The following is a 22,657-nucleotide window of genomic DNA, read 5'->3' as shown; positions in this document are numbered from 1 at the left end:
ATCAACATGGCAAAGAAGATGCCTGAGATCGGAGACTATAAATACGGTTTTAGTGATAAAGACGTATCGATTTTCCGTTCTAAACGTGGTTTGACACGGGAAATCGTTGAAGAAATTTCTCGTATGAAAGATGAGCCTAAGTGGATGCTTGATTTCCGTTTGAAGTCACTGGAGCATTTTTATAATATGTCTATGCCTCAATGGGGCGGAGACATGCAGGAACTGAACTTTGATGAGATCACTTACTATGTGAAGCCTTCTGAAAAGTCAGAGCGCAGCTGGGATGAAGTACCTGAAGAAATCAAGCAGACGTTTGATAAATTAGGGATTCCGGAAGCAGAGCAAAAGTATCTTGCAGGGGTATCTGCACAGTATGAATCAGAGGTTGTCTATCATAATATGCAATCAGATCTTGAGGACATGGGGATCGTTTTCAAAGACACAGATTCTGCTTTAAAAGAAAATGAAGAACTTTTCCGTGAGCATTGGGCGAAGGTTATTCCTCCTACGGATAACAAGTTTGCTGCCCTTAACTCAGCAGTATGGTCAGGTGGTTCTTTCATCTATGTTCCTAAGGGAATCAAGGTGGATACACCACTTCAAGCATATTTCCGTATCAACTCAGAAAACATGGGTCAATTCGAGCGTACGCTGATCATCGTGGACGAAGGCGCAAGCGTGCACTATGTTGAGGGTTGTACAGCACCGGTTTACACAACGAATTCACTTCACTCTGCAGTCGTTGAAATCATCATCAAGAAAGATGCGTACTGCCGTTATACCACGATTCAAAACTGGGCGAACAACGTGTTCAACCTGGTGACGAAGCGTGCCGTATGTGAAGCGAATGCAACGATGGAATGGGTGGATGGAAACATCGGTTCGAAACTGACGATGAAATATCCGGCTGTCATCCTTAAAGGGGAAGGTGCCCGTGGTATGACACTATCCATTGCACTTGCAGGTAAAGGCCAGCACCAGGATGCCGGAGCGAAAATGATTCACCTGGCTCCAAACACATCTTCTACGATCGTTTCTAAATCCATCTCCAAGCATGGTGGTAAAGTAACGTACCGTGGAATTGTACACTTTGGCCGTAAAGCGGAAGGCGCACGCTCAAACATCGAGTGTGATACGCTGATCATGGATAACCAATCGACTTCCGATACGATCCCTTACAACGAAATTCTGAACGATAACATCTCGTTAGAACACGAAGCGAAGGTATCAAAAGTATCAGAAGAACAATTATTCTATCTTATGAGCCGCGGAATTTCAGAGGAAGAAGCAACAGAAATGATCGTAATGGGCTTCATCGAGCCATTCACGAAAGAACTTCCAATGGAATACGCAGTCGAAATGAACCGCCTGATCAAGTTCGAAATGGAAGGTTCCATCGGATAATATATCATTCAAACTCCCTTGATGTTTTCATCAGGGGAGTTTTTTCTGGTTCCAATAATCACCACGATCCTCCTTCAAAGAATCCAAACATAAGAATTTCCATTTCCCTTATGATAAAATGGACATGTTCATAATAAAGCAGGTGAATGAAGATGATATACATAGGAGTAACAGGCTGGGGAGATCATGATACCCTTTATGAAAATGTTTCCCCGAGGGACAAACTAAAAGAATACGGTGCGCATTTTCCGATTGTCGAGGTGGACACAACTTTTTATGCGGTCCAGCCTCTTCGAAATGCTGAAAAATGGGTAAAGGAAACACCGGAAGACTTTAAGTTTATTGTAAAGGCTTATCAGGGAATGACGGGACATCAGCGGGGAGAGATCCCTTTTGATACAAAGGAAGAAATGTTCAATGCCTTTAAGGAATCCCTTGCTCCGTACGAAGATGCAGGTAAATTAGCGATGGTTCTGCTTCAATTTCCCCCTTGGTACGATTGTAAAAAGGAGCATGTTGACTATATCCGGTACTGCCGGGAGCAGCTAAAGGGATTTCCACTATCGTTGGAGTTTCGGAATCAAAGCTGGTTCAGACCGGAGTTCCGGGATAAGACGTTAACGTTTATGAAAAAGGAAGGGTGGATCCATAGCATTTGCGATGAACCTCAGGCAGGAGAAGGATCTGTACCGCGGGTGTTGGAAACCACTCATAAAGATGCGACTCTTATTCGGTTTCACGGCAGGAATCTGTATGGCTGGAATAAACCGAATGGGGAAGACTGGCGGGAGGTTCGTTATTTATATCGCTATAATCGAGCAGAGCTTGAGGAGTGGATTCCGCATATTCATCAGTTGCACGAAACCTCTGAAGATCTCTATATTCTTTTCAATAATAATTCTGGTGGAGATGCCGCTGATAACGCGAAAGAGCTCATTGAATTATTAGGTCTTGAATATAGTGGACTTGCACCAAAGCAACTGGATTTATTTTAGCTGACAGGAGATGAAAGACAGATGGAATGGATCGTTCTTCTATCAATCGGACTACTAGCAGGAGCGATAGGTTCCCTTGTAGGACTGGGCGGAGGAGTCATCATTGTTCCTGCCCTAATCTATTTCGGCGCATATACAAGCTTGATTGAGGGAATGAATCCTCAGACAGCTGTAGGAACATCATTGGTCATTATGATTTTCACAGGGTTATCATCCACCCTGGCTTATTTAAAGCATAAGACCGTTGATTATAAAAGCGGCCTGATTTTCTTTGCCGGCAGCGGGCCGGGTTCAATACTTGGAGCATGGGTAAACAAGGGATTGAACATGGAAAGCTTTAATTTATATTTTGGTATTTTTATGATTCTGATTGCCATTGTACTCATGGTAAGAAACAAGTTGAAGCCTATTGAGAAATTCAAGGATGCCTCTTTTCAACGGGAATTTACCGATCCTGGCGGAAACACCTTCCGATATGGATATCCTCCTGTATTAGGAGCGGCAATTGCCTTTGCAGTTGGATTTACATCTGGTTTATTTGGCATCGGCGGTGGATCATTAATGGTACCTGCGATGATCTTGATTTTTCTTTTTCCGCCTCATGTAGCCGTCGCCACCTCCATGTTCATGATTTTTCTATCGGCTTTGGTCAGCTCGGGAACGCATGTCATGTTTGGCAATGTCAAGTGGCTGTATGCACTGGCACTCATTCCAGGCGCCTGGATAGGGGCGAAGTTTGGGGCCTATTTGAATACGAAGCTTGAATCAAAAGTCTTAGTGAGTGTTTTACGGATTATATTGATTTTAATTGGAATTCGATTGATTTACCAAGGTATTACAGGATAACATACCTCCAATAGGAGTGAGCAAATAGTGAGAGAAACCATTCATATTTATCATACAAACGACCTTCACAGTCATTTTGAGCATTGGTCAAGGATTCGGGATTTTTTGAAGATGAGAAAACAATGGCATCTGGACGAAGGGGAGCCTGTTTATCTATTTGATATCGGAGATCATGTAGACCGCTGGCATCCACTAAGTGAAGCGACCTTAGGAAAAGGAAATGTCGATTTTCTAAATGAAGTCGGCTTTGATGCTGTAACGATTGGGAACAATGAAGGAATTACACTGGACTATGAAGATTTAAACAGTCTCTATGAAGATGCAGATTTTCACGTGATTGTAGGCAATCTATTCGATCGGTCGTCGCAGCTGCCAAGCTGGGTCAAAACCCATCATATTTATCAAACGAATAGTGGCATGAAGATTGGTGTCATCGGATTGACAGCTTATTTCAAACCTTTTTATAAAGCCCTCGGCTGGAATATTACATCTCCGGTGGAGGAGCTTGAGAAATTGGTTCAAGAGCTTCACCCGCAGGTGGATATGGTGATTCTTCTTTCCCATCTGGGGATTCGGGATGATGAGCTGATTGCAGAGAGATTTCCCGGAGTGGACGTTATCCTTGGAGCACATACCCATCATGTTTTGCATCAAGGAAAAGAAATTAAGGGGACCATGCTGGGCGCAGCAGGAAAATATGGTCATTATGTCGGTCATATGATGATTGAGGTAGACACGGCCAATAAAAAGATTGTCGGCAAAAAAGCACAACTTTATGAACAGCAGGAACTTCCCTTTGTCGAAAAGGAAGAGCAGGAAAATCTCGAGTGGTATCGAGAAGGAGAGGAATTGTTAGGGGAGGAAGTAACCGAGCTTGCCAAGCCTCTGCCAGTGGATTGGTTTAATCCTTCGACACTTCCGAATGTGTTGTGTGATGCCCTTGCTGAATGGTGCGAGGCTGATTGTGCCTTCCTCAATTCAGGCTTACTCATTGATGGATTGAGTGAGGGGACAGTGACGAAACAGGATCTGCACCGGATTTTGCCTCATCCCATCAATCCATGTCTCATCGAGATGAAAGGGGCAGAGCTGAAGGAAATCATTAAACAAACATTTAATGAGGAATGGCCGCACCTTCAAGTAAAGGGATTAGGGTTCAGAGGCAAGGTGATGGGCCGGTTTGTGTATACGAATATTCAATTCAAAGGTCATGAAATCTTAATCGATCACAACCCGATTGATCCACAGAAGATATACAAGCTTGCCTTACCTGATATGTTCACGTTTGGCCACTTCTTTCCAGACCTTCAAAGGCTCGGGAAAAAATACTTTATGCCTGAGTTTTTACGGGATATCCTCCAGTGGAAATTAAAGCAGTAAATGTATCACCGTTTCCATCCTCACGTCATACATATGAGGGAAAGGAGCGATGAAACATGATGAATGTATCTCCGATTACCATTCAGGGACATACCTTTTTAGCGATTTCTGTTGAACTGCCCAAGACCAATCTCCTCGTTGTGACGAGTGATATAGGATATATAATGTGTGGAGCACTGGACGTAGCGTTACTAAATGAGAAGTTGAAAGACAGAGGGATCATTGCGGGAAGAGCCGTCGGTGTAAAAACAATCGACCAGCTCCTGGCCGCCCCTCTTGAATCCATCACCTATGAGGCAGAAAATCGCGGCATCACACCGGGCATGATCGGCCGGGATGCATTGTTGAAAATGATATAAGTGTTAAAAAAACCAGCTGCCTTTTTAAGAGCGCTGGTTTTTTGTTGGGTGAATATCAACATTCGCTTTATATTCTTTCATGAATAATTAACAATATATCAGGAAATACACCTTGCAAGAACGTTTTTATCCTTTATAATGGAGATACTAGGAAATTTTGTCGAAAAATGAAAGAATTACATAGGAGAATTCTATGAGGCTTATATCAACTAGGGCTTTGAAACCGGGCATGGTTCTAGCTACAACCGTATATAATATGAGAGGTCAAGCTTTAATTCATGATAACGTTCCGATTACAGAACGCATGATTTTCAGATTGCAGGAGCTTAGTATTCAGTATGTCTATATTGAAGACTCCCTTTCGAAGGGAATCCATGTAAAGGGAACTGTTTCGAGTAAGGTAAGACAGCAAGCTGTAAACAATATTGAGATGGCCTTTAATCAACTAAGCGTATCGAAAGCGCCACCTGGTGTGCTCATGATTGAAGATAGTGCCAAGCAATTGAAGCAGGTGATTGATGTAGTCTTGTCTGAAGTAAAGGCGAATCATGATCTCCTAACCATTTTGACGGATGTTTTCACATACGACTCCTATATTTTTCACCATTCATTTAATGTGACTTTGTATACGTTATCCATAGGGCTGGAACTTAAACTGTCTACTAAACAGCTCGAGCAGTTAGGCGTGGGGGCCATTTTGCATGATATCGGAAAGATGCTCGTGCCGGAGGAAATTCTTCTGAAACCAGGGAAGCTGACAGAAGACGAATTCGGTGAAATCAAGAAGCATTCAGAACACGGTTTTGAGATTTTGCGTCAGCTTCATTCTGTGTCCCTGATCATTGCTCACTGCGCGTACCAGCACCATGAGAGGCTTGATGGATCTGGTTATCCACGAGGGATCAAAGGTGAGGATATCCACCCCTTTGCAAAAATCATAGCGGTGGCCGATGTATTCGACGCCATGACGTCAAATCGTGTATACCGGAAAGCCATGCTTCCACATCAAGCGCTGGAGGTATTATATGCAGGAAGCGGTACTCTGTTTGATGCAAATGTGATTGAAGCCTTCAGGTCTTCTGTGGCCATGTATCCGAATGGGATGGTTGTCGAGCTGAATGATGGCCGAAAAGGAATTGTGACCGATCAAAATAAAGGTGTAACGGATCGACCGGTGATTCGGATCATCGAAGAAGATAGACAGGAAATACAAACGCCTTATGCCATGGATTTAAGTACGGAATTAGATAAGGTGATTACCGGATTTGATCCGGATTATGAACCCCAATCTCTCAAAATTAAATAATTTTTTTGCGTTAAACCCCTCTTACTTTGCATACAAATAGCTTGTAAGGGGGGATTTTTTTGTCAAAGTTTAAAACATACAAACCCCGAAGAGGAGGGCCGCTGCCTTTTCGTTATGTGATGGTCATCACGATTCTATTCTTTATGATTTCGACTGGATTCGGATTGTGGATCATTAACAAAGGTTTGAAACCGACACTGCTTGCGTATGCTGAAACTCAAACCAGCAGGATCGGTACGTTGGTTATCAATAAAGCGATAAACAAAAAAATTGCCGATGTTCTTGATATTTCGGATATAACCGAAGAAGTGAAGAATACAGAAGGCGACATTGTTTCATTTAAATATAATACTCAGACCATCAACCGGGTTCAGGCAGAAATCACCAACTTAGTTCAGCAAAACCTTCAAGAAGCAGAAGAAGGAAACCTAGAAAACCTTGAATTTATTACCGAAGTGGAAATTGATGAAGGGAAGTCTAAAGCAGCAAAAGGGATCACTTACTCGGTGCCTCTTGGTCAAGCGACCAACAACGTGTTACTCGGTAACCTTGGGCCAAAAGTGCCGATTCGCTTTCATTCGATCGGAGATGTCCGATCCGATATTAAAACAACGGTAGAGCAATTCGGGATCAATAATGCCGTTGTGAAAGTGTTTGTGGAGCTTGAAGTCAATGTCCAGATCATCATTCCATTTGCAACGAAAACCGAAACCATCAAGCAGGATATCCTGGTTGCCATGGGTACCGTTCACCTGGATGTACCGCAGTTTTATAACAATGGTGGGGGGGAATCCAGTCCATCCATTGAAATTCCCACAAATTAGTCAGGAAAAAAAGTTGTCAAAAGAATGATAGTTTGTTATATTAATAAAGAAAATTTTATAACACACCACATCATCAGTCCGATGGGGTAGAGGCGCAGAGTTCAAGAGTAAGCTGTTTGAGAATGACAACTGTGAGAACAGATGAAAGGGAACTTTTGCCGAAGTAAATACACATGTCGAATGTGTATTTGCTGGGGTTATCTTGAAGAAGGATAACACTGTCATTATAGGGTAATCTCTATAATGGGGAGCTACAGATCGTGATGGAGCACTTAAATTACTTACTAAGGTAATGATAGCTTCTCTATCGTTGCCTTTTTTTATTATCCTCTATCATGCTACGATGGTTCCCCCCTATCAAATAGGAGGAGGACATTATGGAAAACACGATTTACTCACTATTACCACCCCTTTTAGCCATTCTTATGGTTATACTTACGAGACGGGTTCTACTCTCACTGGGAGTAGGAATCATTGCGTCTGCCTTTCTGTTAGCAGATTTCTCAATTACGAAAACATTCAGCTTTATGTGGGACGCCTTTAAAGGCATCTTTGTCGCAGATGGAGCACTCAACACCTGGAATGTCTATATCATTTTCTTCTTACTCATTCTTGGTGTCATCACAGCATTTGTGAATATTTCCGGCGGTAGCCGCGCATTCGGTGAATGGGCGATGAAACGTGTGAAAACGAGAAAAGGGGCGCAGCTTCTTGCAGCCGTTTTAGGTATCATAATTTTTATTGATGACTATTTTAACGCCCTTGCCGTTGGACAGGTTTCGAGACCCATTACGGATCGTCACAAAATTTCACGTGCAAAACTGGCCTATATCATCGACTCGACATCGGCACCCATTTGTGTCGTTTCACCAATCTCAAGTTGGGGAGCGTACATCATCGGTATTATCGGTTCGATTCTGGCTACACACAGTATCACAGAGTACACAGCATTTTCAGCCTTCGTTCAAATGATTCCGATGAACCTTTATGTCTGGGCAGCTGTCCTGCTTGTCATCATGGTTGCTGCTAAAGGCCTGGACTTTGGAAAGATGAAAGAGCATGAAGTAAGAGCCCTTGAAACGGGAGCCCTTTATGATCCTGAAAAAGAGATTCCAGGAGAATTGAAGAATGATCTGCCTGTCAGCTCGAAAGGATCAGTAGGTGATCTTGTCTGGCCGATTGTAGCTCTTGTTATCGGTACGATTGGAATGATGCTCTGGACAGGATATCAAGCAGTCGGATCGTTTGACATCCTGCCGATTTTTGAAAATACAGATGTAACGAAATCATTATTATATGGTGGATTATTCGGTCTCCTTGTTGCGCTGATCTTCTTCATTCGTCAAGTCAGCTTGAAGGGAATCGAAGGGAAAGCCGTTGGAACAGCAGTAGTGGAAGGGATCAAATCCATGCTGCCAGCCGTTTACATCCTTATCTTCGCCTGGACGATCGTCACATTGATCGATCAATTGCAAACGGGTACGTATCTTGCGGGTCTGGTTGAACAATCAAACTTACCGATGCAGGCACTTCCGGTCATCTTGTTCTTAGTTGCCGGAATCATGGCATTCTCGACGGGAACTTCATGGGGATCTTTCGGAATCTTACTTCCAATCGCCGGGGAAATTGCTGCAGCGACAGATGTAAGTATCTTACTTCCTGCTATGGCTGCTGTATTAGCTGGATCCGTATTGGGAGATCACTGTTCTCCAATTTCGGATACAACCATCCTTTCCTCTACGGGAGCAGGAAGCAATCATATCGATCACGTTCTTACACAGCTTCCATATGCATTGATCGGAGCTGTTGCTGCTTCAATTGGATACCTTGTATTAGGATTCACTGGAAGCACACTGTTCGGTCTCGGTGTTGTGATCGTTTTAATCGTCGCATTCGCTTTTCTGTTTGGTGAAAAAGCAAAACCAGCTGTTTCAGACCAATAATTAAATAAAAAACCAGGAGCTTATCGGCTTCTGGTTTTTTATTATGTATTCGTATGGATGTCAGGGCATTTATTAAAACCCATGGTGGTATCTCAAAACCCAACTCAACCTTTCCGATCATCAATCCTTCATGGTTCGACAAAATTCTTATAGTGAAATAGTACCTGTCCCGATTAGAAAAAATCTCTCTATATGCTTCAAAATAGCTTTGACAATTGCCGTGGAACTAGCTATACTGACTTTAGATTATAAATAATCTGAAAATATAAAAATTTCAAATACCTTAATATGGTAGTTGAAAAGAACTAGGGGGGAACCAACATGGAGAAACGTGCCCAGTTTGGAACACGAGCAGGATTTATTCTAGCTGCTGTCGGATCAGCAATCGGTTTGGGAAACATTTGGCGTTTTCCAGCAGTAGCGTATGAAAATGGTGGAGGAGCATTCTTTATTCCGTATTTATTCGCTCTTCTTACAGCAGGTATTCCATTATTAGTGCTTGAATTTACGTTAGGTCATAAGTACCGTGGGTCGGCACCACTATCTTATTTCCGTCTTAATAGGAAATCAGAGTGGCTTGGCTGGTGGCAAGTATTAATCGCATTTGTCATTTCTACCTATTATGCCGTCATTATCGCATGGGCGATGTCGTACAGTGTGTTTTCTTTCAATTTAGGTTGGGGGAAGGATACAGAGTCATTCTTATTCAATGACTATTTGAAGCTGACAGTTGATCCCGGTCAGACAGGCAGTATCGTTCCTGGAGTATTCATTCCGCTTGTATTGGTATGGGTGATTACATTAGGGATTCTTTTCAAAGGTGTAAAGAAGGGAATCGAAGTAGCGAATAAGATCTTTATTCCGGCACTAGTTATTTTATTCTTAATCATTGTTGTTCGCGCTTTAACATTACCTGGAGCATTGGATGGTTTAGATGCTTTCTTCAAACCGGATTTCAGCAAAATAGCTGACCCTGGTGTTTGGGTAGCGGCATACGGACAAATTTTCTTCAGTTTATCCATCGCATTCGCGATTATGATTACGTATTCCAGTTACCTTCCGAAGAAATCGGATATTACAAATAACGCATTTATCACAGGTTTCAGTAACTCAGGGTTCGAATTGCTGGCAGGTATTGGAGTATTTGCTGCTTTAGGCTTCATGGCTCAATCTCAAGGTGTAGGGGTTCAGGAAGTTGTAAGCGGGGGAGTTGGATTGGCGTTTGTGGTATTCCCGCAAATCATTAACGAATTCCCGGCTCTTAACGGTTTATTCGGATTCTTGTTCTTTGCTTCCCTGGTGTTAGCGGGGCTGTCCTCACTCATCTCGATTACAGAGACGTATGTAGCAGGGGTTTCTGAAAAGTTCGGAATTTCCCGTACGAAAGCCGTTCTATTCGGTGGAGGTCTTTCTGCAATCATCTCGATCTTATTTGCCACTCAGGGTGGATTACTCTTCCTGGATGCGGCAGATTACTTTATCAACCAGTTTGGTGTAGCATTCGCCGGATTAGTTGAAGTACTGGTGATTGCCTGGTTCCTGCGCAAGTTAGGTGCTTTCCAGTCCCACGCTAATGGAATTTCGGATATTCAGCTTGGTGCCTGGTGGAAAATATGCTTAGGCGTCATTACACCAATCGTTCTTGGCTGGATGATGTTCGGATTATTCAAAATGAATTTATTAAGAGAATTTGAAACTGAAACTGGAAACTATGGAGGTTACTCAGATGCCTTCATCCTTTACAGCGGATGGTTTGTTGCAGGATTCGCAATTCTTGCAGGTGTTGCCTTCTCATTCAAACGCTGGCATTCGAAAACAGAAGCTGAAAGCTATAAGGAGGTTGGCTAACATGACTGGTAGTGCGATTGCAATGATGATTGTAGGAATGGTCATCATCTGGGGTGGATTAGCAGCTAGTATCATTAACGCTGTTTCCAAATCCAAAAAACAGGTGTAAAGAGTAAAAAGATGAAGCAGACGATGGGTTAACCATTGTCTGCTTTTTTAACGTTTTTTGCTTTTGATTCTGTCTTGACGTTCCCACATGCGTAAGTGAGGGTAAGGATCAAATGACCATTCCGTCAAACCATTATCCTTGTACATTCCGTAGTGCAGATGAGGAGGGAATTTCCCAGATGTCCCAGGGGGTCCGTATCCGGAACTGCCAACACCGCCAATAACCATTCCCGGTTCCACCACTTGACCTACATGAAGATCTTTAGAGAAACCACTAAGGTGGGCAAAATAATGATACGTATTATTAATGTCACGTATGCCGATACGCCAGCCTCCATATCGGTTCCATCCTTTCATCTCGATGATTCCATACGATGTCGCTCTTACAGGTACACCATAATCAGCAAAGAGGTCCGTCCCTTCGTGAATGCGTCTTCCTCCCCAACCACGGGCATCACCCCAGGTGTTTCGGTAACTGTAGTTGAATCTGAGGGGAAGGGGGAAGGCTTTCTGGTTTAAATGGATGGTACCGTATTGCTTATAGATTTTTGCATTTCCCATGATGATACTGACCGTTTTATCACGTTTGTAATAGTCCCACAGAGCAAGCTTGAAATTATCCCGGTCAATTCCGTATCGTAATATAAAATCTGTCAAAGCAGCCAGTATATCTTCATCACTCTTCAGGCTGGCTTTTCCATCGAAGTCTCCATCCCGGCCTATCCCGTTGAAGAGGGAGATCGTTCCAGGATTGTCATCTTCCCGGTCAGGATTCAGGGGACCGACCCATTTTTCCGGCTCCATATAGATCGATATAAGGGAAGAGGACTTTTCCCTATCTTTGCGGGCAAACCGCAGACTGCGTTCGTACTGATCAACAGCAGCAAGATAGTACCAGGGAATATGAGTCAGAGCCGCGCTTTTCTGAAATAACTCCATCCTTTTCGTATGAATCTGTTCGTCTGTCAGCTTCTCTGCAGCAAAGGTTTGACAAGGACCTGTCAACATGCAGATAGCCACAAAGGCTAAGACCAATCGTTTGTACAAAATAATCCCTCCATTTTTAGGGGCCTACTTCTAGTTTGTATCGTTCATCGGGATTCATAATCATCAATAAATGGTAATAGGGTATCACATGCTTGTTTTCACTTTTTTAGTATGATAAAGTGACAAAAGAAGTATATTGATGATGGCTTTTTTTACATAAGATGAACGATTGAGAAAGCGTTTCACTCTTTGCCTAAGTCAGAATTATTTAGGATTGGAGATGAGGGGTATGAGTAAGAAAGATGAACACATTCGTAAACCGGATTGGCTGAAAATTAAGCTGAATACGAATGATAACTATATGGGCTTGAAGAAAATGATGCGTGAGAACAACCTTCATACGGTATGTGAAGAGGCTCGTTGTCCTAATATTCATGAATGTTGGGGAACTAGAAGAACTGCTACATTCATGATTCTTGGAGATATTTGTACTCGTGCATGCCGTTTCTGCGCAGTAAAAACAGGTCTGCCAACTGAATTGGATCTGAAAGAACCAGAACGCGTTGCTGATTCAGTTCAATTAATGAACCTGAAGCATGTAGTCATTACAGCGGTTGCTCGTGATGACCTGAAAGATGGTGGATCGCAAGTATTTGCTGAAACGGTTCGTGCCATTCGTCGTAAGAGCCCGTTCACTTCCATAGAAGTATTACCTTCCGATATGGGTGGAATTTTCGATAATATCAAGACATTGATGGATGCAAAGCCAGACATCATGAACTACAATGTCGAAACCGTTCGTCGCTTGACTCCAAGAGTTCGTGCCCGCGCTACTTACGATCGCACATTGGAATTCCTGCGTCGTGCAAAAGAATTAAATCCGGAAATTCCAACAAAATCAAGTATCATGGTTGGTCTTGGGGAAACGAAGGAAGAAATTCTTGAAACAATGGATGATCTGCGTGCAAGTCATGTGGATATTGTGACATTAGGTCAATACCTGCAACCATCTAAGAAACACTTGAAAGTACAGAAATATTATCACCCGGATGAGTTTGCTGAACTGCGTGAAGCAGCGATGGAAAAAGGCTTCAGTCACTGTGAAGCAGGACCCCTCGTTCGTTCTTCCTACCATGCAGATGAGCAAGTTAATGCAGCTGCCAAAGCAAGACAAGCAGCCGGTGAGCAAGAAGTTCAAAAGGCATAACTTTTCATATAAAAAAGGACTGACTTGAAGGAGAAGATCTCTAACAGTCAGTCCTTTTTGTAGCAAAGAGCTTCTGTCTTCTAATTAATCGACCATGTTATCTGTGTTATCTTTTCTCTTTTGGCGGTCTTTGTTGATTTTGTGGACATCATCGTCTTGCATTTCGTATTTCTCAGATGTCATCTCACCATTTGGATTTTCACCTGTGTCTACATTTCTTCCCTGAGGAGAATCCTGCAGCATAAGGTTGATGGTATCATCAATGGCTGTATTGGCGTTACGGCTATCGCTATCCATTTTGGCCAGGTTTTCTACATTGCGCATCAGGCTCTTGTCATCGGTCACATAGACATGGTACCAACGGGGAATAACCGACATGGCTGTTTTCTTTACTTGGTCGGCTACTTCAAAGCGGCCGTCTTTATCCTTTTTGTCCGTCACGTATGAAATCAGCACTTCTTCGTCAGTGACAAGAGTGGAACAATCCTTGACGTCTGGAAGTGAGACACTCATTTTGCTGATGGTGTCGGCTACTTGTTCCCGATTGATGCTGTACATATCCTTTGTGGAAATGGTTTGACCACCTGTGGGACTTTTCTGTTGTCGAACATAGCCGAAGTCCTCACCGCGGTGAGCACCTTTTTTCGTCCAGCTATTTTCGTTGTAGAGGTCCTCCCGGTCATTCACGTTAATGGTATTTCCATTGTTGTGAAACATTTCTTCATTGGCCGTGTCAATTCCATCACAAGCAGTTCCGATTAGCGCAATACTTAGTACAGTTGTACCCAGAATGAATTTATTCAAGTTAAACACCCCCTATTTGATAGGGTGACCATCTCTTATGACAATTTTTCATAGTAATTAATGGACAATCCGTTATAATTTAAGATAAGGAAATGAAAGTGGGTGGACAAGATGATTTGTGTGCAGAATACATGCTACGAAATCGTTGAAGAATTTAGAGACGGATTCAACGAGGAAGCATTTAAGGAAAGATATAGCGACATCTTAAGTAAATACGACTTTATCCTTGGGGATTGGGGATATGGACAGCTCCGCTTAAAAGGATTCTTTGATGATCATAATCAAAAAGCCTCTTTTGACACAAAGGTGAGTACGCATAAGGATTATTTGTATGAATACTGTAATTTTGGCTGCGCTTATTTTCTTGTGAAAAAAGTTAATAAATAATGGTGAAAAAAGGAACAAACCGTCCAGTTTGTTCCTTTTGTTATTTTACTTATTTTCAGTATATGGAGGTTCTTCATTCACATCGGGATCTGCATGAACAGGGTGTGATCCAGGCTCCTGACGTGGAATATCCTGATGAAGGGATTTATTTTCATAGTTGAAGGCACTGTAATATCGCTGTCCTTCTTTCCAAGGAGTGCTTTTGTTCTCAACGGGAGTATGCTTTCCTCGGGGAGAGCCATAGGGCCCTTCTGGCAGTGTTTCCGGCACGATAAAATTGCGGTATGTTTCAACATTGGAAAAGTCACTATATACTTCTTCTTCTTTGTCTCTTGGTTCTTTACTCATAGATCTCCCACCTTTCATACTTGTAGTATGTGAGAGTGGAGTGGACTTCATTCTTAATAGTGCGCTGTTAGAAAGACTACATAATGATTTCTCCTAAGAAGTCCCTCAATTCATCGGCTTCTTCCTCCGTCAGCTTGAATACACTTTCTACATAACCGGGTTCATCAAGGTCGTCCTTGCCGACGATCGCGAATCGACTGCCTTGAAGGTCTAATACCAAGGATTTGCCGTAATAGCGATCGGTTTGGGTAATCGCTAAGTCGTACCGCTGATTTTCACCCATAAAACTTACAAAGCGTGTTTTTGTATTTTCTGTATCATCGTATAAATAAAATCGTTCACTCATGACGATGTCCTCCTCTTTTTTTGCTTATCTCATCATAACAAACTGAGCTGAGAAATGCAGGATGTACCTGTATGACAGTGAGGGATATATGTTAAAATAAAGGGGAGGATATCGTTCATAGAGAGGGGTGCACCATGTATTTCGTAGACAGAGAAAAGATTGAGGAAATATTATTGTATATGAATGAGCAGTTAAAGACTGTTAGTGAACTTGATCGATGGGACGGGACATTAGAAAAATTAGCTTTGGAGAGAATGGCTCATACGATTATTGAATCTATACTCGATGTAGGAAACAGTATGATCGACGGTTTCATTATGAGAGATCCGGGAAGCTATGAGGATATCATTGATATTCTTCTGGATGAAAAGGTAATTGGAGACAAGATGAGTGAGGATCTTAAAAGACTTGTTGCAGAACGTAAGGTTCTTGTTCAAGAGTATACAGCCATCGACCATGAGCAATTACATACGATTTTAAACGAGGTATTCAACTCATTAGAGAAGTTTCCCCAGCAGGTTCAGAGCTACCTTGAAAATGAATTGGGACCTGTGTCTGCCTTTAAAAATTAATCAGTATTTGACAGCGCTTTCTTAATAGGGAGCGTTTTGTTTTATTTATGGAATACATTTTACCAAAAATGGCACAGGCTCTACGGTGATTTGGACATACTATACACAAGCATATGGAGGTACACAATGAGAGAATATAAAGGTTACTTAATTGATTTAGATGGCACAATGTATAGAGGCAAAGAGAAAATCGAAGAAGCGGGAGATTTTGTTAAACGATTACAAGAAAAGGGATTACCTTATCTGTTTGTCACCAATAATTCTTCGAGAAGACCGGAACAGGTTGCGGAGAAATTGCAGTCATTCGATATCCCTGCGACGAAGGAACAGGTATTTACTACTTCCATGGCGACAGCTCAGTATATGGCGAAGAAAAAGCCGAATGGGACGGCTTATGTCATCGGTGAAGAAGGAATCCGTTCAGCACTGGAAGAGAACGGCATCACCCTTCAGGATGAGAAACCTGATTTCGTGGTAGTGGGGATTGATCGTGATATTAATTATGAGAAGTTATCCCTCGCTTGTTTAGGTGTGAGGAATGGAGCTACCTTTATTTCAACCAATGGAGATATCGCGATTCCGACTGAAAGAGGGTTGCTTCCAGGGAACGGTTCCCTTACGTCGGTTGTCACAGTTTCCACACAAACCGAACCGGTCTTTATAGGGAAGCCTGAATCGATCATTATGGAGCAGGCGCTAACTGTATTAGGTGTGCCCAAGGAAGATACGTTAATGGTTGGGGATAATTATGATACAGACATTTTGGCCGGGATAAACGCCGGACTTGATACACTGCTTGTTCATACAGGTGTAACAACCAAAGAAGCTTTGAGTTCGAAGTCTATTCAGCCAACCTATACAATTGAAACGTTAGATGAATGGGATCTATAACAATAAAAAAGTGGGGGCAGTATTTACAGCCTCCACTTCCTCTAAACCCTTCTGAGTACTCAAATAGAAAAAATTTCTTAAATTAGTAACATATTCATAATAGACAACCCTCGTTCGTATAAGTAAAATAGAACTAGTGTTAAAAGAAGTAATCAAAATACTATTTATACTCGCGGGACCTATGTAAGGGTCTTTTTTAACTGTCTATGCCTCTATAGATAGTGAGTGAGTATAAATAATAGCAGGAACGAAAATTATACTCCTAAAGAATTATGTGGTTTTTCCTCTAACTAATTTTTCCATCACACATATTTGAGTACTCAGAAGGACCAGGAAGACAGGATTTGAAAAAACAATAAGAATATAAAGATTTTTCTTGAAAAATATTACGAAATGAAGTGTAAAGGTACGCAACTAGGGTAAACAACTAAGGTAGTAGGGGACTATTAGCATTGATACCTTTTCAATTTCTAACTATTCTTTACGAATGCAAACAACTTTAAGAATGAAAGTCACTGTTTCTTATTGATTTTCGAAACATTCCACGTCATTTCTAAAGAATTTTTAAAAGGGTAGTGAGGTAATGAGTATTACAGTTACAGGACTTGTCGGAAAGAAAATAAGGCACCATAGAAGAGCAAAAGAAATCACCATACAAGAATTAAGTCACAAATGTGGATTAACGGTTAATTACATTTCGTTGATTGAAAAGGGAGAGGCGAACCCGTCCCTGAATAAACTATTTGCCATCGTATGTGCCCTGGAAGTCCATTGGGAAGACATTATGCCGACTTGTGAAGAGCACGATGACATCTACAATCAAACGATTCTTTAATGAACTAATTTTCTCTTTTTAATTTCTTGTTCGATCAGAATGATAAATTCATTACTGAGTTTTAACTGTTTTGCTTTCTTATAGGCATCGATAAGGGCTTGGTCACTTAGGAGCCGGATAGGATTTCACCTCAATTATTTCTTCGTATGTAGCATGTGAAATTCTCTCGAATCTCATAAAAGTGATAGCCTTTATTTGGTGTTTATTCGGGCAGAAGCCTTGTTACAACTATATTGACGTTAATTACAACTATAGTTGTAATTATATAAAACTATTCATCGATGTGCAATAATAAAGTTGGTTAAAAGGATCTATTTATAGGAATGTAATCATTTAGGGAATACAGTATGATTTTTTTGTTAGCGTATTTATTCACTTCTTCTATCACAAAAAAATCAGACGACCCCTGTCGTCTGATTTGGATACTTATTCAACCTCATTCTGCGCATTTCGCCCTGTGTGCCAAACGACTGGAAGCAGCCGCCGCAATAGCTCCGACGATATCATCCAAAAAGGTATGACACATACCGGATGACTTATCATTGAGCCTCTCCAGAATTCCGGGTTTTTGCTTGTCGATATATCCGTAGTTTGTAAATCCGATCGATCCATATACATTCACAATCGAAAAAGCCAGGATTTCATCCACACCATAAAGTCCTTCATCTACTTCAATAATCGCTTGAAGCGGTTCTTCTAGCATCTTTTTCTCAGCTAATATATCAAGTTGAATACCTGTCAGTATTGCATTCTGTACTTCCCGCTTCGTTAACACACGTTCAACATTATAGACACATTCCTTTAGTTCAAGATCAGGATGATATTTTTGTTGAAGGTACATGACCAATTGAGCGATATCTTCAATCTCCACTCCTCTTTCATGCAGCCATTTACGTGCCGTTTTCTCTAATAAATCCATTGATTCTTTATCCTTCATCCTATTCACCTTTTCTTTGAAAGATTATAAAACCCCTATTTCGATTAGACGAAGCCTTGTTTTACACATATGATTCCTATTTAAAAAATAGACATAATAATAGCTTCTACTCTCATTCTTGCCCATCTCCAGTTTCAGATATTCATAAATGTCTTTAAAGGTTATATTCATATAAAGTGTGTCCTTTAATACGAAGGAAGATGACAATATGAAAAAGAACTTCTTTGCCACAGATCACCCTGCGAAAAAAAAAGACGGTCACTTTAGATAGGAGAGATCAACATGTCTCAAGAAATATTAATCAATCATTTTGGATTGCATCCAGAGCGGGCATTCTTTGATGGAATGATGAATCGATATATGGTTGGGGGGTTAGTATATAGTATTGTCGGCGTAACGAATATGGAACAAGAAACCTTGGTGGAACTCTACAAATTGGCAGAGCACCTAAAAAGTCAGGGAGATCGGCATGTTTCAACCTTCGTCCCTAACAACGAAGGAAGATTTCTTATTGTCGAAAAAGATAAAGACTTTGTGGTACTGCGAAATGAAAGCATCCAATCCCCCCCTGATAATAAGCAGGGAAGAAAGTTAAGCAAATTCCATTTCAGGGGACGGACCTTTGAAGAAAAGGTGGAGAAAATAAACCGTATGGGACAGTGGAAGAGTCTGTGGGAAAAGCGGCTTGGCCAGTTAGAGAAAGCGTACTATCAGGTTATCCAGGATCAGCCTGCTGATGAGTTTGAGCGTCGTTTTGTTGAGAGCTATCCTTATTACAGTGCTTTGTCGGAGAACGCCATTCAGTACTTGGTGGATACGGAGCTTGATGAGGACCCGAAGCAAGAGGATGCAGGCACGATTTGCCATGAACGTTTTCTTCAATCCACATGGGGGACTGAGGTATGCATTCATTTTCCTTTTCAGTGGGTGTTTGATCACTGCAGCCGGGACATAGCGGAGTGGGTAAGGGAAAGATATTTCATGCGAAGCCAAACGTTTCACCCCGAGCTTCAGGAATTTATGAGAGAGTATGAATCCATCACCCCACTTTCACCTTTCTCATGGAGACTGCTGTATTCACGGCTTTTGTTTCCCCTTCATTATTTCGAATGCATTGAGGAATATTATATTTCGGAATCTGAGCAGAAGAAGAAGATAGTGGAAGAGAAGCTGGAGAACTATCTGAGAAATTCTCATCAATATGAGGCCTTTCTGTCTGACTTTTATCATATGTCCGAGGTTCCGGTGAAAAAATGGGGAATTCCCCTTGTTGCATGGCTCTAAACGAGCAATGTCTTCGCAATCTTTAACCCCCTGTATCCCTTCACTTTTATGCTAAACTGGAGGAAAGTGAAGGGAAGGTAGGGGATACATATGAAGCCATCCATATACATTACGAGAAAATTGCCTGAATCAGTGATTGCACCATTTCAAAGCGAGTTTGAAGTCGACATGTGGGAACATGGGGATGTCCCTGTGCCAAGGGATATTCTTCTCCATAAAGCCGAGAGCTCCACTGCTTTACTTACGATGCTGTCGGACCGGATAGACAAACAGCTGTTACAGAACGCTCCTTCTTTGAAGGTCGTGGCCAATCTTGCGGTGGGCTATGACAATATAGATCTTGAAGCGGCTAAAGAATTAGGGATAACCATTTGCAACACGCCGGATGTCCTAACGGAAACTACGGCCGACTTAACCTTTGCTCTGTTAATGGCGACGTCAAGAAGAATCGTTGAAGCAGATCGTTATATTAAAGAAGGAAAGTGGAAGAGCTGGTCACCACTTCTCCTTTCCGGCATGGATATTCATCACAAAATCATTGGAATCGTCGGGATGGGAAGTATTGGCGAAGCGGTAGCCAGAAGAGCCAAGGGGTTCAATATGAATGTTCTTTATCATAATCGTTCCAGGAAGCATGAAGCGGAAAGAGCCCTTGGTGTTCAATATGTAACCTTTGAAGACCTCCTGATACAGTCTGATTTCGTGGTTGTGCTTGCTCCACTTAACGCGGGAACAAAAGGCATGTTCCAGGAAGAACAATTCACCATGATGAAAAAAACCGGGATTTTCATCAATGCAGCCCGTGGAGCGATTGTAAATGAAGAGGCATTAGAAAAAGCATTAAAGAGGGGTGACATTGCAGGTGCTGGATTGGATGTATTCGAAGCAGAGCCGATTGATGCCGATCATCCCCTTCTTGCCTTTGATCAAGTTGTCGCTATCCCCCATATCGGAAGTTCCTCGAAAGAAACGCGTTATGAAATGATGACCTTATGCGTGGAGAATATTCAGGCAGTTTTAAAAGGAGATCAACCGAAGACGGAAGTGCAATGAAAAAAAGCCTAAATCCGATTAAGGATTTAGGCTTTAACGTGAATGGAATTAGAATACTTGCTCTACTTCAACGATACCTGGAACTTCTTCCACTAAAGCGCGTTCGATTCCTGCTTTTAGCGTGATCGTTGAACTTGGGCAGCTTCCACAAGCACCTAGAAGGCGTAATTTAACGATTCCGTCTTCAACGTCCACTAGTTCACAGTCTCCACCATCGCGAAGTAGGAACGGACGTAATTTATCTAATACTTCCTGAACTGGTGCAATCATTTCGTTTTCAGCCATAATTATCTACTCCTTTCCTTACTCTCTATTATAATGACATATTCACAAAAAATCTATCAACCTGCAAACTATTGGGAATTTCTTTTTTGGAAAATGTTCTAAATGCAATTTCCAGTACAGAATTTCACATATAATCGTTCCAACCCTGCTGCTTTTTTTGTAAAATAAACAAGAGAGGGAAACAAAGGGGAGAGAGTGATATGGAGAGAAAACCTGTTGAGCTTTACGTATATGGGGCAGAAATACTTTGTCCAAGCTGCGTGAACTTACCGTCAGCGAAAGAAACGTACGAATGGCTTGAGGCTGCAGTCAGTCGGAAGTACCCAAACCAGCCCTTCGTGATTAAATATGTAGATATTCACAATCCTCCTGAAGATGAAGCCGTAAAGCAGTTTGCTTCAAGAGTGATTGAAGAAGATATGTTCTATCCAATTGTCCTGTTAGAAGGGAATATTGTCGGTGAAGGGAATCCCCGTTTAAAAACGATTTACTCTGAGCTTGAAAAGTATGGGTATAAAGCGGTTTAGTTCGTGGGGAAGGTTAGCCTTATGTATGGATCATTAGAGCTGCATGAAAAAAAGAACCGCGCGCATCGCGGTTCTTTTTTCATCATCCATTATGATATTTATACATCCACAACACACCGGATTTCAACAATCGAGCGACACGGCCTGTGATGGAGCGCTCGTTTACCAGGCCGAAACCATGTTTCTTTCCGAGTGAACCGAGAATTCCTTTTAGTTTGATTTTAGGTAATTCTGCAGGGAGTTCCTCGTTTTTCCAACGCTTAAGTAGAACGGTCACGATTTGTTCAGCTTGTCCCTCAGCAAGCTGGGCACTTGGAGCTTGAGGAAGGCTTGCGCAGTCACCGACCACGTACACATTCTCATCTTGAGGCAGGTTATGATACTTTGTCAGAATGACGCGACCGCTTGCATCTTTTTCAACATCCATATCACGGACGACCTTGCTTGGCTGTATACCTGCCGTCCAAACGATGGCATCGCAGAAAATCTGTTCTTCGTGGTTATGAAGGGTGTTTGGTTCCACTTTTGTAATATTCGAGCCATTGACGATGTCTACGTCATTCTCGTCGAACCACCCGTGAACATAAGAGCTTAGACGCTCAGGGAAGGCGTTGAGAATACGGGGACCGCGATCGAATAATTTAATTTTCAGATCAGAACGGCTTTCGCGAAGCTCACTCGCAAGCTCGATCCCGCTTAGACCAGCTCCAACGATACCAACGATCGAACCAGCTGGAAGATTACATAAGGTTTGGTATGTCTTACGGGATCTTTCTATTGTTTGAATGGAGTAAGTATGTTCGTCAGCACCAGGAACATTATGATATTTATCCTCGCAACCGAGTCCAACCACAAGGTCGTCATAAGGAACGGGATCTTGATCTTTCATCTTTACGAGTTTATTTTCCATGTCCACTCCGGAGATATCTCCGTACACATAGGATAAACGGGCATGTTCCGGGAATGATACGCGTACATGTTGATCTGAAATCGTACCAGCGGCTAAAGCATAGTATTCCGTCTTAAGACAGTGGTAAGGATTTCGATCAATCAGGGTAATCGATACATCTTCAGGTAATTGGTTGGGTAATAAGCGAAGAAGGACGCGCATATTCCCATATCCTCCGCCAAGCAGCACTAATTGTTTCATGAAAAATTTCCCCTTTTTTGCACTCTACATT

At 42.0% G+C, this 22,657-nt stretch carries 26 protein-coding genes and 1 riboswitch; of the genes, 18 read left to right on the top strand and 8 right to left on the bottom strand.

The window, feature by feature from the left end:
* The first annotated feature begins 6 nt into the window (after positions 1 to 6).
* From sufB to DET59_RS07195, 10 genes are all read left to right on the top strand, one after another.
* Positions 7 to 1,404 carry a Fe-S cluster assembly protein SufB gene (sufB, locus tag DET59_RS07240; RefSeq protein WP_113969016.1) on the top strand — a complete coding sequence of 466 codons (1,398 nt, stop codon included), beginning with the start codon at positions 7 to 9 and terminating at the stop codon, positions 1,402 to 1,404.
* A 152-nt stretch (positions 1,405 to 1,556) separates the two neighbouring features.
* Positions 1,557 to 2,399 (top strand): DUF72 domain-containing protein, encoded by an 843-nt coding sequence (locus DET59_RS07235; protein ID WP_113969015.1) that lies wholly within the window; start codon positions 1,557 to 1,559, stop codon positions 2,397 to 2,399.
* Positions 2,400 to 2,420: 21 nt separating this feature from the next.
* Entirely contained in the window at positions 2,421 to 3,245 is an 825-nt protein-coding gene (locus DET59_RS07230; protein ID WP_113969013.1) for a sulfite exporter TauE/SafE family protein, read from the top strand.
* Positions 3,246 to 3,272: 27 nt separating this feature from the next.
* Positions 3,273 to 4,625: a bifunctional metallophosphatase/5'-nucleotidase gene (locus DET59_RS07225; protein WP_113969011.1), complete on the top strand. Its 1,353-nt coding sequence runs from the start codon at positions 3,273 to 3,275 to the stop codon at positions 4,623 to 4,625.
* A gap of 56 nt (positions 4,626 to 4,681) precedes the next feature.
* Entirely contained in the window at positions 4,682 to 4,984 is a 303-nt protein-coding gene (locus DET59_RS07220) for a YunC family protein (RefSeq protein WP_113969009.1), read from the top strand.
* A gap of 193 nt (positions 4,985 to 5,177) precedes the next feature.
* Complete coding sequence (locus tag DET59_RS07215; RefSeq protein WP_113969008.1) at positions 5,178 to 6,290, top strand: HD-GYP domain-containing protein; 1,113 nt, start codon at positions 5,178 to 5,180, stop codon at positions 6,288 to 6,290.
* A gap of 59 nt (positions 6,291 to 6,349) precedes the next feature.
* On the top strand, positions 6,350 to 7,114 hold the full coding sequence (yunB, locus tag DET59_RS07210) for a sporulation protein YunB (protein WP_113969006.1): 765 nt from the start codon (positions 6,350 to 6,352) through the stop codon (positions 7,112 to 7,114).
* A gap of 79 nt (positions 7,115 to 7,193) precedes the next feature.
* A riboswitch (Lysine riboswitch) is annotated at positions 7,194 to 7,376 on the top strand.
* Positions 7,377 to 7,491: 115 nt separating this feature from the next.
* Positions 7,492 to 9,057 carry a Na+/H+ antiporter NhaC family protein gene (locus DET59_RS07205; protein WP_113969004.1) on the top strand — a complete coding sequence of 522 codons (1,566 nt, stop codon included), beginning with the start codon at positions 7,492 to 7,494 and terminating at the stop codon, positions 9,055 to 9,057.
* A 321-nt stretch (positions 9,058 to 9,378) separates the two neighbouring features.
* A complete protein-coding gene (locus tag DET59_RS07200) occupies positions 9,379 to 10,905 on the top strand; it encodes a sodium-dependent transporter (RefSeq protein ID WP_113969002.1) in 1,527 nt (508 codons plus the stop codon).
* Position 10,906: 1 nt separating this feature from the next.
* Positions 10,907 to 11,014, top strand: coding sequence for a methionine/alanine import family NSS transporter small subunit (locus DET59_RS07195; protein ID WP_113969000.1), 108 nt, complete (start codon positions 10,907 to 10,909; stop codon positions 11,012 to 11,014).
* A gap of 47 nt (positions 11,015 to 11,061) precedes the next feature.
* Here the strand turns inward: DET59_RS07195 and DET59_RS07190 are convergent, their stop codons facing one another.
* Positions 11,062 to 12,021 carry a M23 family metallopeptidase gene (locus DET59_RS07190; RefSeq protein WP_113969159.1) on the bottom strand — a complete coding sequence of 320 codons (960 nt, stop codon included), beginning with the start codon at positions 12,019 to 12,021 and terminating at the stop codon, positions 11,062 to 11,064.
* Between the two features lie 268 nt (positions 12,022 to 12,289).
* Between DET59_RS07190 and lipA the strand changes: the two genes are divergently transcribed.
* On the top strand, positions 12,290 to 13,207 hold the full coding sequence (gene lipA / locus DET59_RS07185) for a lipoyl synthase (RefSeq protein WP_113968998.1): 918 nt from the start codon (positions 12,290 to 12,292) through the stop codon (positions 13,205 to 13,207).
* Positions 13,208 to 13,291: 84 nt separating this feature from the next.
* On the opposite strand, the gene DET59_RS07180 is transcribed toward lipA, so the two are convergent.
* Positions 13,292 to 14,011 carry a YhcN/YlaJ family sporulation lipoprotein gene (locus DET59_RS07180; protein ID WP_397540924.1) on the bottom strand — a complete coding sequence of 240 codons (720 nt, stop codon included), beginning with the start codon at positions 14,009 to 14,011 and terminating at the stop codon, positions 13,292 to 13,294.
* A gap of 111 nt (positions 14,012 to 14,122) precedes the next feature.
* On the opposite strand from DET59_RS07180, the gene DET59_RS07175 reads away from it, so the two are divergent.
* Positions 14,123 to 14,398 (top strand): YutD family protein, encoded by a 276-nt coding sequence (locus DET59_RS07175; protein WP_113968994.1) that lies wholly within the window; start codon positions 14,123 to 14,125, stop codon positions 14,396 to 14,398.
* A 45-nt stretch (positions 14,399 to 14,443) separates the two neighbouring features.
* Here the strand turns inward: DET59_RS07175 and DET59_RS07170 are convergent, their stop codons facing one another.
* Together DET59_RS07170 and DET59_RS07165 are read right to left on the bottom strand one after the other, a co-directional pair.
* Positions 14,444 to 14,746, bottom strand: a complete 303-nt coding sequence (locus DET59_RS07170) for a cytosolic protein (protein WP_113968993.1) — start codon at positions 14,744 to 14,746, stop codon at positions 14,444 to 14,446.
* A 76-nt stretch (positions 14,747 to 14,822) separates the two neighbouring features.
* Positions 14,823 to 15,092, bottom strand: a complete 270-nt coding sequence (locus DET59_RS07165; protein WP_113968991.1) for a DUF3055 domain-containing protein — start codon at positions 15,090 to 15,092, stop codon at positions 14,823 to 14,825.
* 134 nt (positions 15,093 to 15,226) lie between these two features.
* Between DET59_RS07165 and DET59_RS07160 the strand changes: the two genes are divergently transcribed.
* The 3 genes from DET59_RS07160 (at position 15,227) to DET59_RS07150 (ending at position 17,390) form a co-directional block, all read left to right on the top strand.
* On the top strand, positions 15,227 to 15,664 hold the full coding sequence (locus DET59_RS07160) for a DUF86 domain-containing protein (RefSeq protein WP_113968989.1): 438 nt from the start codon (positions 15,227 to 15,229) through the stop codon (positions 15,662 to 15,664).
* 126 nt (positions 15,665 to 15,790) lie between these two features.
* Positions 15,791 to 16,555 (top strand): TIGR01457 family HAD-type hydrolase, encoded by a 765-nt coding sequence (locus DET59_RS07155; RefSeq protein ID WP_113968987.1) that lies wholly within the window; start codon positions 15,791 to 15,793, stop codon positions 16,553 to 16,555.
* A 583-nt stretch (positions 16,556 to 17,138) separates the two neighbouring features.
* On the top strand, positions 17,139 to 17,390 hold the full coding sequence (locus DET59_RS07150) for a helix-turn-helix domain-containing protein (protein WP_113968985.1): 252 nt from the start codon (positions 17,139 to 17,141) through the stop codon (positions 17,388 to 17,390).
* On the opposite strand, the gene sda is transcribed toward DET59_RS07150, so the two are convergent.
* Positions 17,387 to 17,509: a sporulation histidine kinase inhibitor Sda gene (sda, locus tag DET59_RS07145; protein ID WP_113969158.1), complete on the bottom strand. Its 123-nt coding sequence runs from the start codon at positions 17,507 to 17,509 to the stop codon at positions 17,387 to 17,389. The genes DET59_RS07150 and sda overlap by 4 nt on opposite strands.
* Positions 17,510 to 17,826: 317 nt before the next feature.
* Positions 17,827 to 18,327 (bottom strand): phosphatidylglycerophosphatase A family protein, encoded by a 501-nt coding sequence (locus DET59_RS07140; RefSeq protein WP_113968983.1) that lies wholly within the window; start codon positions 18,325 to 18,327, stop codon positions 17,827 to 17,829.
* Positions 18,328 to 18,609: 282 nt separating this feature from the next.
* Between DET59_RS07140 and yutH the strand changes: the two genes are divergently transcribed.
* A complete protein-coding gene (gene yutH, locus DET59_RS07135; RefSeq protein WP_113968981.1) occupies positions 18,610 to 19,611 on the top strand; it encodes a spore coat putative kinase YutH in 1,002 nt (333 codons plus the stop codon).
* Between the two features lie 90 nt (positions 19,612 to 19,701).
* Positions 19,702 to 20,664 (top strand): 2-hydroxyacid dehydrogenase, encoded by a 963-nt coding sequence (locus DET59_RS07130; RefSeq protein WP_113968979.1) that lies wholly within the window; start codon positions 19,702 to 19,704, stop codon positions 20,662 to 20,664.
* A gap of 48 nt (positions 20,665 to 20,712) precedes the next feature.
* Here the strand turns inward: DET59_RS07130 and DET59_RS07125 are convergent, their stop codons facing one another.
* On the bottom strand, positions 20,713 to 20,949 hold the full coding sequence (locus DET59_RS07125; RefSeq protein WP_034763763.1) for a NifU family protein: 237 nt from the start codon (positions 20,947 to 20,949) through the stop codon (positions 20,713 to 20,715).
* A gap of 200 nt (positions 20,950 to 21,149) precedes the next feature.
* On the opposite strand from DET59_RS07125, the gene DET59_RS07120 reads away from it, so the two are divergent.
* Positions 21,150 to 21,476: a YuzD family protein gene (locus tag DET59_RS07120; RefSeq protein WP_113968978.1), complete on the top strand. Its 327-nt coding sequence runs from the start codon at positions 21,150 to 21,152 to the stop codon at positions 21,474 to 21,476.
* Between the two features lie 82 nt (positions 21,477 to 21,558).
* Here DET59_RS07120 and DET59_RS07115 read toward each other — a convergent pair whose 3' ends face one another.
* The gene (locus tag DET59_RS07115) at positions 21,559 to 22,626 is read right to left on the bottom strand and encodes an NAD(P)/FAD-dependent oxidoreductase (protein ID WP_113968976.1); all 1,068 of its coding nucleotides are present in this window, start codon (positions 22,624 to 22,626) and stop codon (positions 21,559 to 21,561) included.
* Positions 22,627 to 22,657: the final 31 nt, after the last annotated feature.

The organism is Rossellomorea aquimaris (genome assembly GCF_003315075.1).
Taxonomy (GTDB): domain Bacteria; phylum Bacillota; class Bacilli; order Bacillales; family Bacillaceae_B; genus Rossellomorea; species Rossellomorea aquimaris_C.
Note: the sequence above shows the minus strand (reverse complement) of the source record. Positions and strands in the feature narration are given on the sequence as shown.

Coding starts and splice junctions, on each gene's coding strand:
- DET59_RS07115 (WP_113968976.1), bottom strand. CDS start 22,626: ATGAAACAATTAGTGCTGCTTGGCGGAGGATATGGGAATATGCGCGTC.
- DET59_RS07190 (WP_113969159.1), bottom strand. CDS start 12,021: ATGTTGACAGGTCCTTGTCAAACCTTTGCTGCAGAGAAGCTGACAGAC.
- DET59_RS07160 (WP_113968989.1), top strand. CDS start 15,227: ATGTATTTCGTAGACAGAGAAAAGATTGAGGAAATATTATTGTATATG.
- DET59_RS07235 (WP_113969015.1), top strand. CDS start 1,557: ATGATATACATAGGAGTAACAGGCTGGGGAGATCATGATACCCTTTAT.
- DET59_RS07205 (WP_113969004.1), top strand. CDS start 7,492: ATGGAAAACACGATTTACTCACTATTACCACCCCTTTTAGCCATTCTT.
- DET59_RS07230 (WP_113969013.1), top strand. CDS start 2,421: ATGGAATGGATCGTTCTTCTATCAATCGGACTACTAGCAGGAGCGATA.
- DET59_RS07170 (WP_113968993.1), bottom strand. CDS start 14,746: ATGAGTAAAGAACCAAGAGACAAAGAAGAAGAAGTATATAGTGACTTT.
- lipA (WP_113968998.1), top strand. CDS start 12,290: ATGAGTAAGAAAGATGAACACATTCGTAAACCGGATTGGCTGAAAATT.
- yutH (WP_113968981.1), top strand. CDS start 18,610: ATGTCTCAAGAAATATTAATCAATCATTTTGGATTGCATCCAGAGCGG.
- DET59_RS07195 (WP_113969000.1), top strand. CDS start 10,907: ATGACTGGTAGTGCGATTGCAATGATGATTGTAGGAATGGTCATCATC.
- DET59_RS07175 (WP_113968994.1), top strand. CDS start 14,123: ATGATTTGTGTGCAGAATACATGCTACGAAATCGTTGAAGAATTTAGA.
- DET59_RS07120 (WP_113968978.1), top strand. CDS start 21,150: ATGGAGAGAAAACCTGTTGAGCTTTACGTATATGGGGCAGAAATACTT.
- DET59_RS07140 (WP_113968983.1), bottom strand. CDS start 18,327: ATGAAGGATAAAGAATCAATGGATTTATTAGAGAAAACGGCACGTAAA.
- DET59_RS07125 (WP_034763763.1), bottom strand. CDS start 20,949: ATGGCTGAAAACGAAATGATTGCACCAGTTCAGGAAGTATTAGATAAA.
- DET59_RS07130 (WP_113968979.1), top strand. CDS start 19,702: ATGAAGCCATCCATATACATTACGAGAAAATTGCCTGAATCAGTGATT.
- DET59_RS07215 (WP_113969008.1), top strand. CDS start 5,178: ATGAGGCTTATATCAACTAGGGCTTTGAAACCGGGCATGGTTCTAGCT.
- DET59_RS07150 (WP_113968985.1), top strand. CDS start 17,139: ATGAGTATTACAGTTACAGGACTTGTCGGAAAGAAAATAAGGCACCAT.
- DET59_RS07220 (WP_113969009.1), top strand. CDS start 4,682: ATGATGAATGTATCTCCGATTACCATTCAGGGACATACCTTTTTAGCG.
- DET59_RS07155 (WP_113968987.1), top strand. CDS start 15,791: ATGAGAGAATATAAAGGTTACTTAATTGATTTAGATGGCACAATGTAT.
- sufB (WP_113969016.1), top strand. CDS start 7: ATGGCAAAGAAGATGCCTGAGATCGGAGACTATAAATACGGTTTTAGT.
- DET59_RS07165 (WP_113968991.1), bottom strand. CDS start 15,092: ATGAGTGAACGATTTTATTTATACGATGATACAGAAAATACAAAAACA.
- DET59_RS07200 (WP_113969002.1), top strand. CDS start 9,379: ATGGAGAAACGTGCCCAGTTTGGAACACGAGCAGGATTTATTCTAGCT.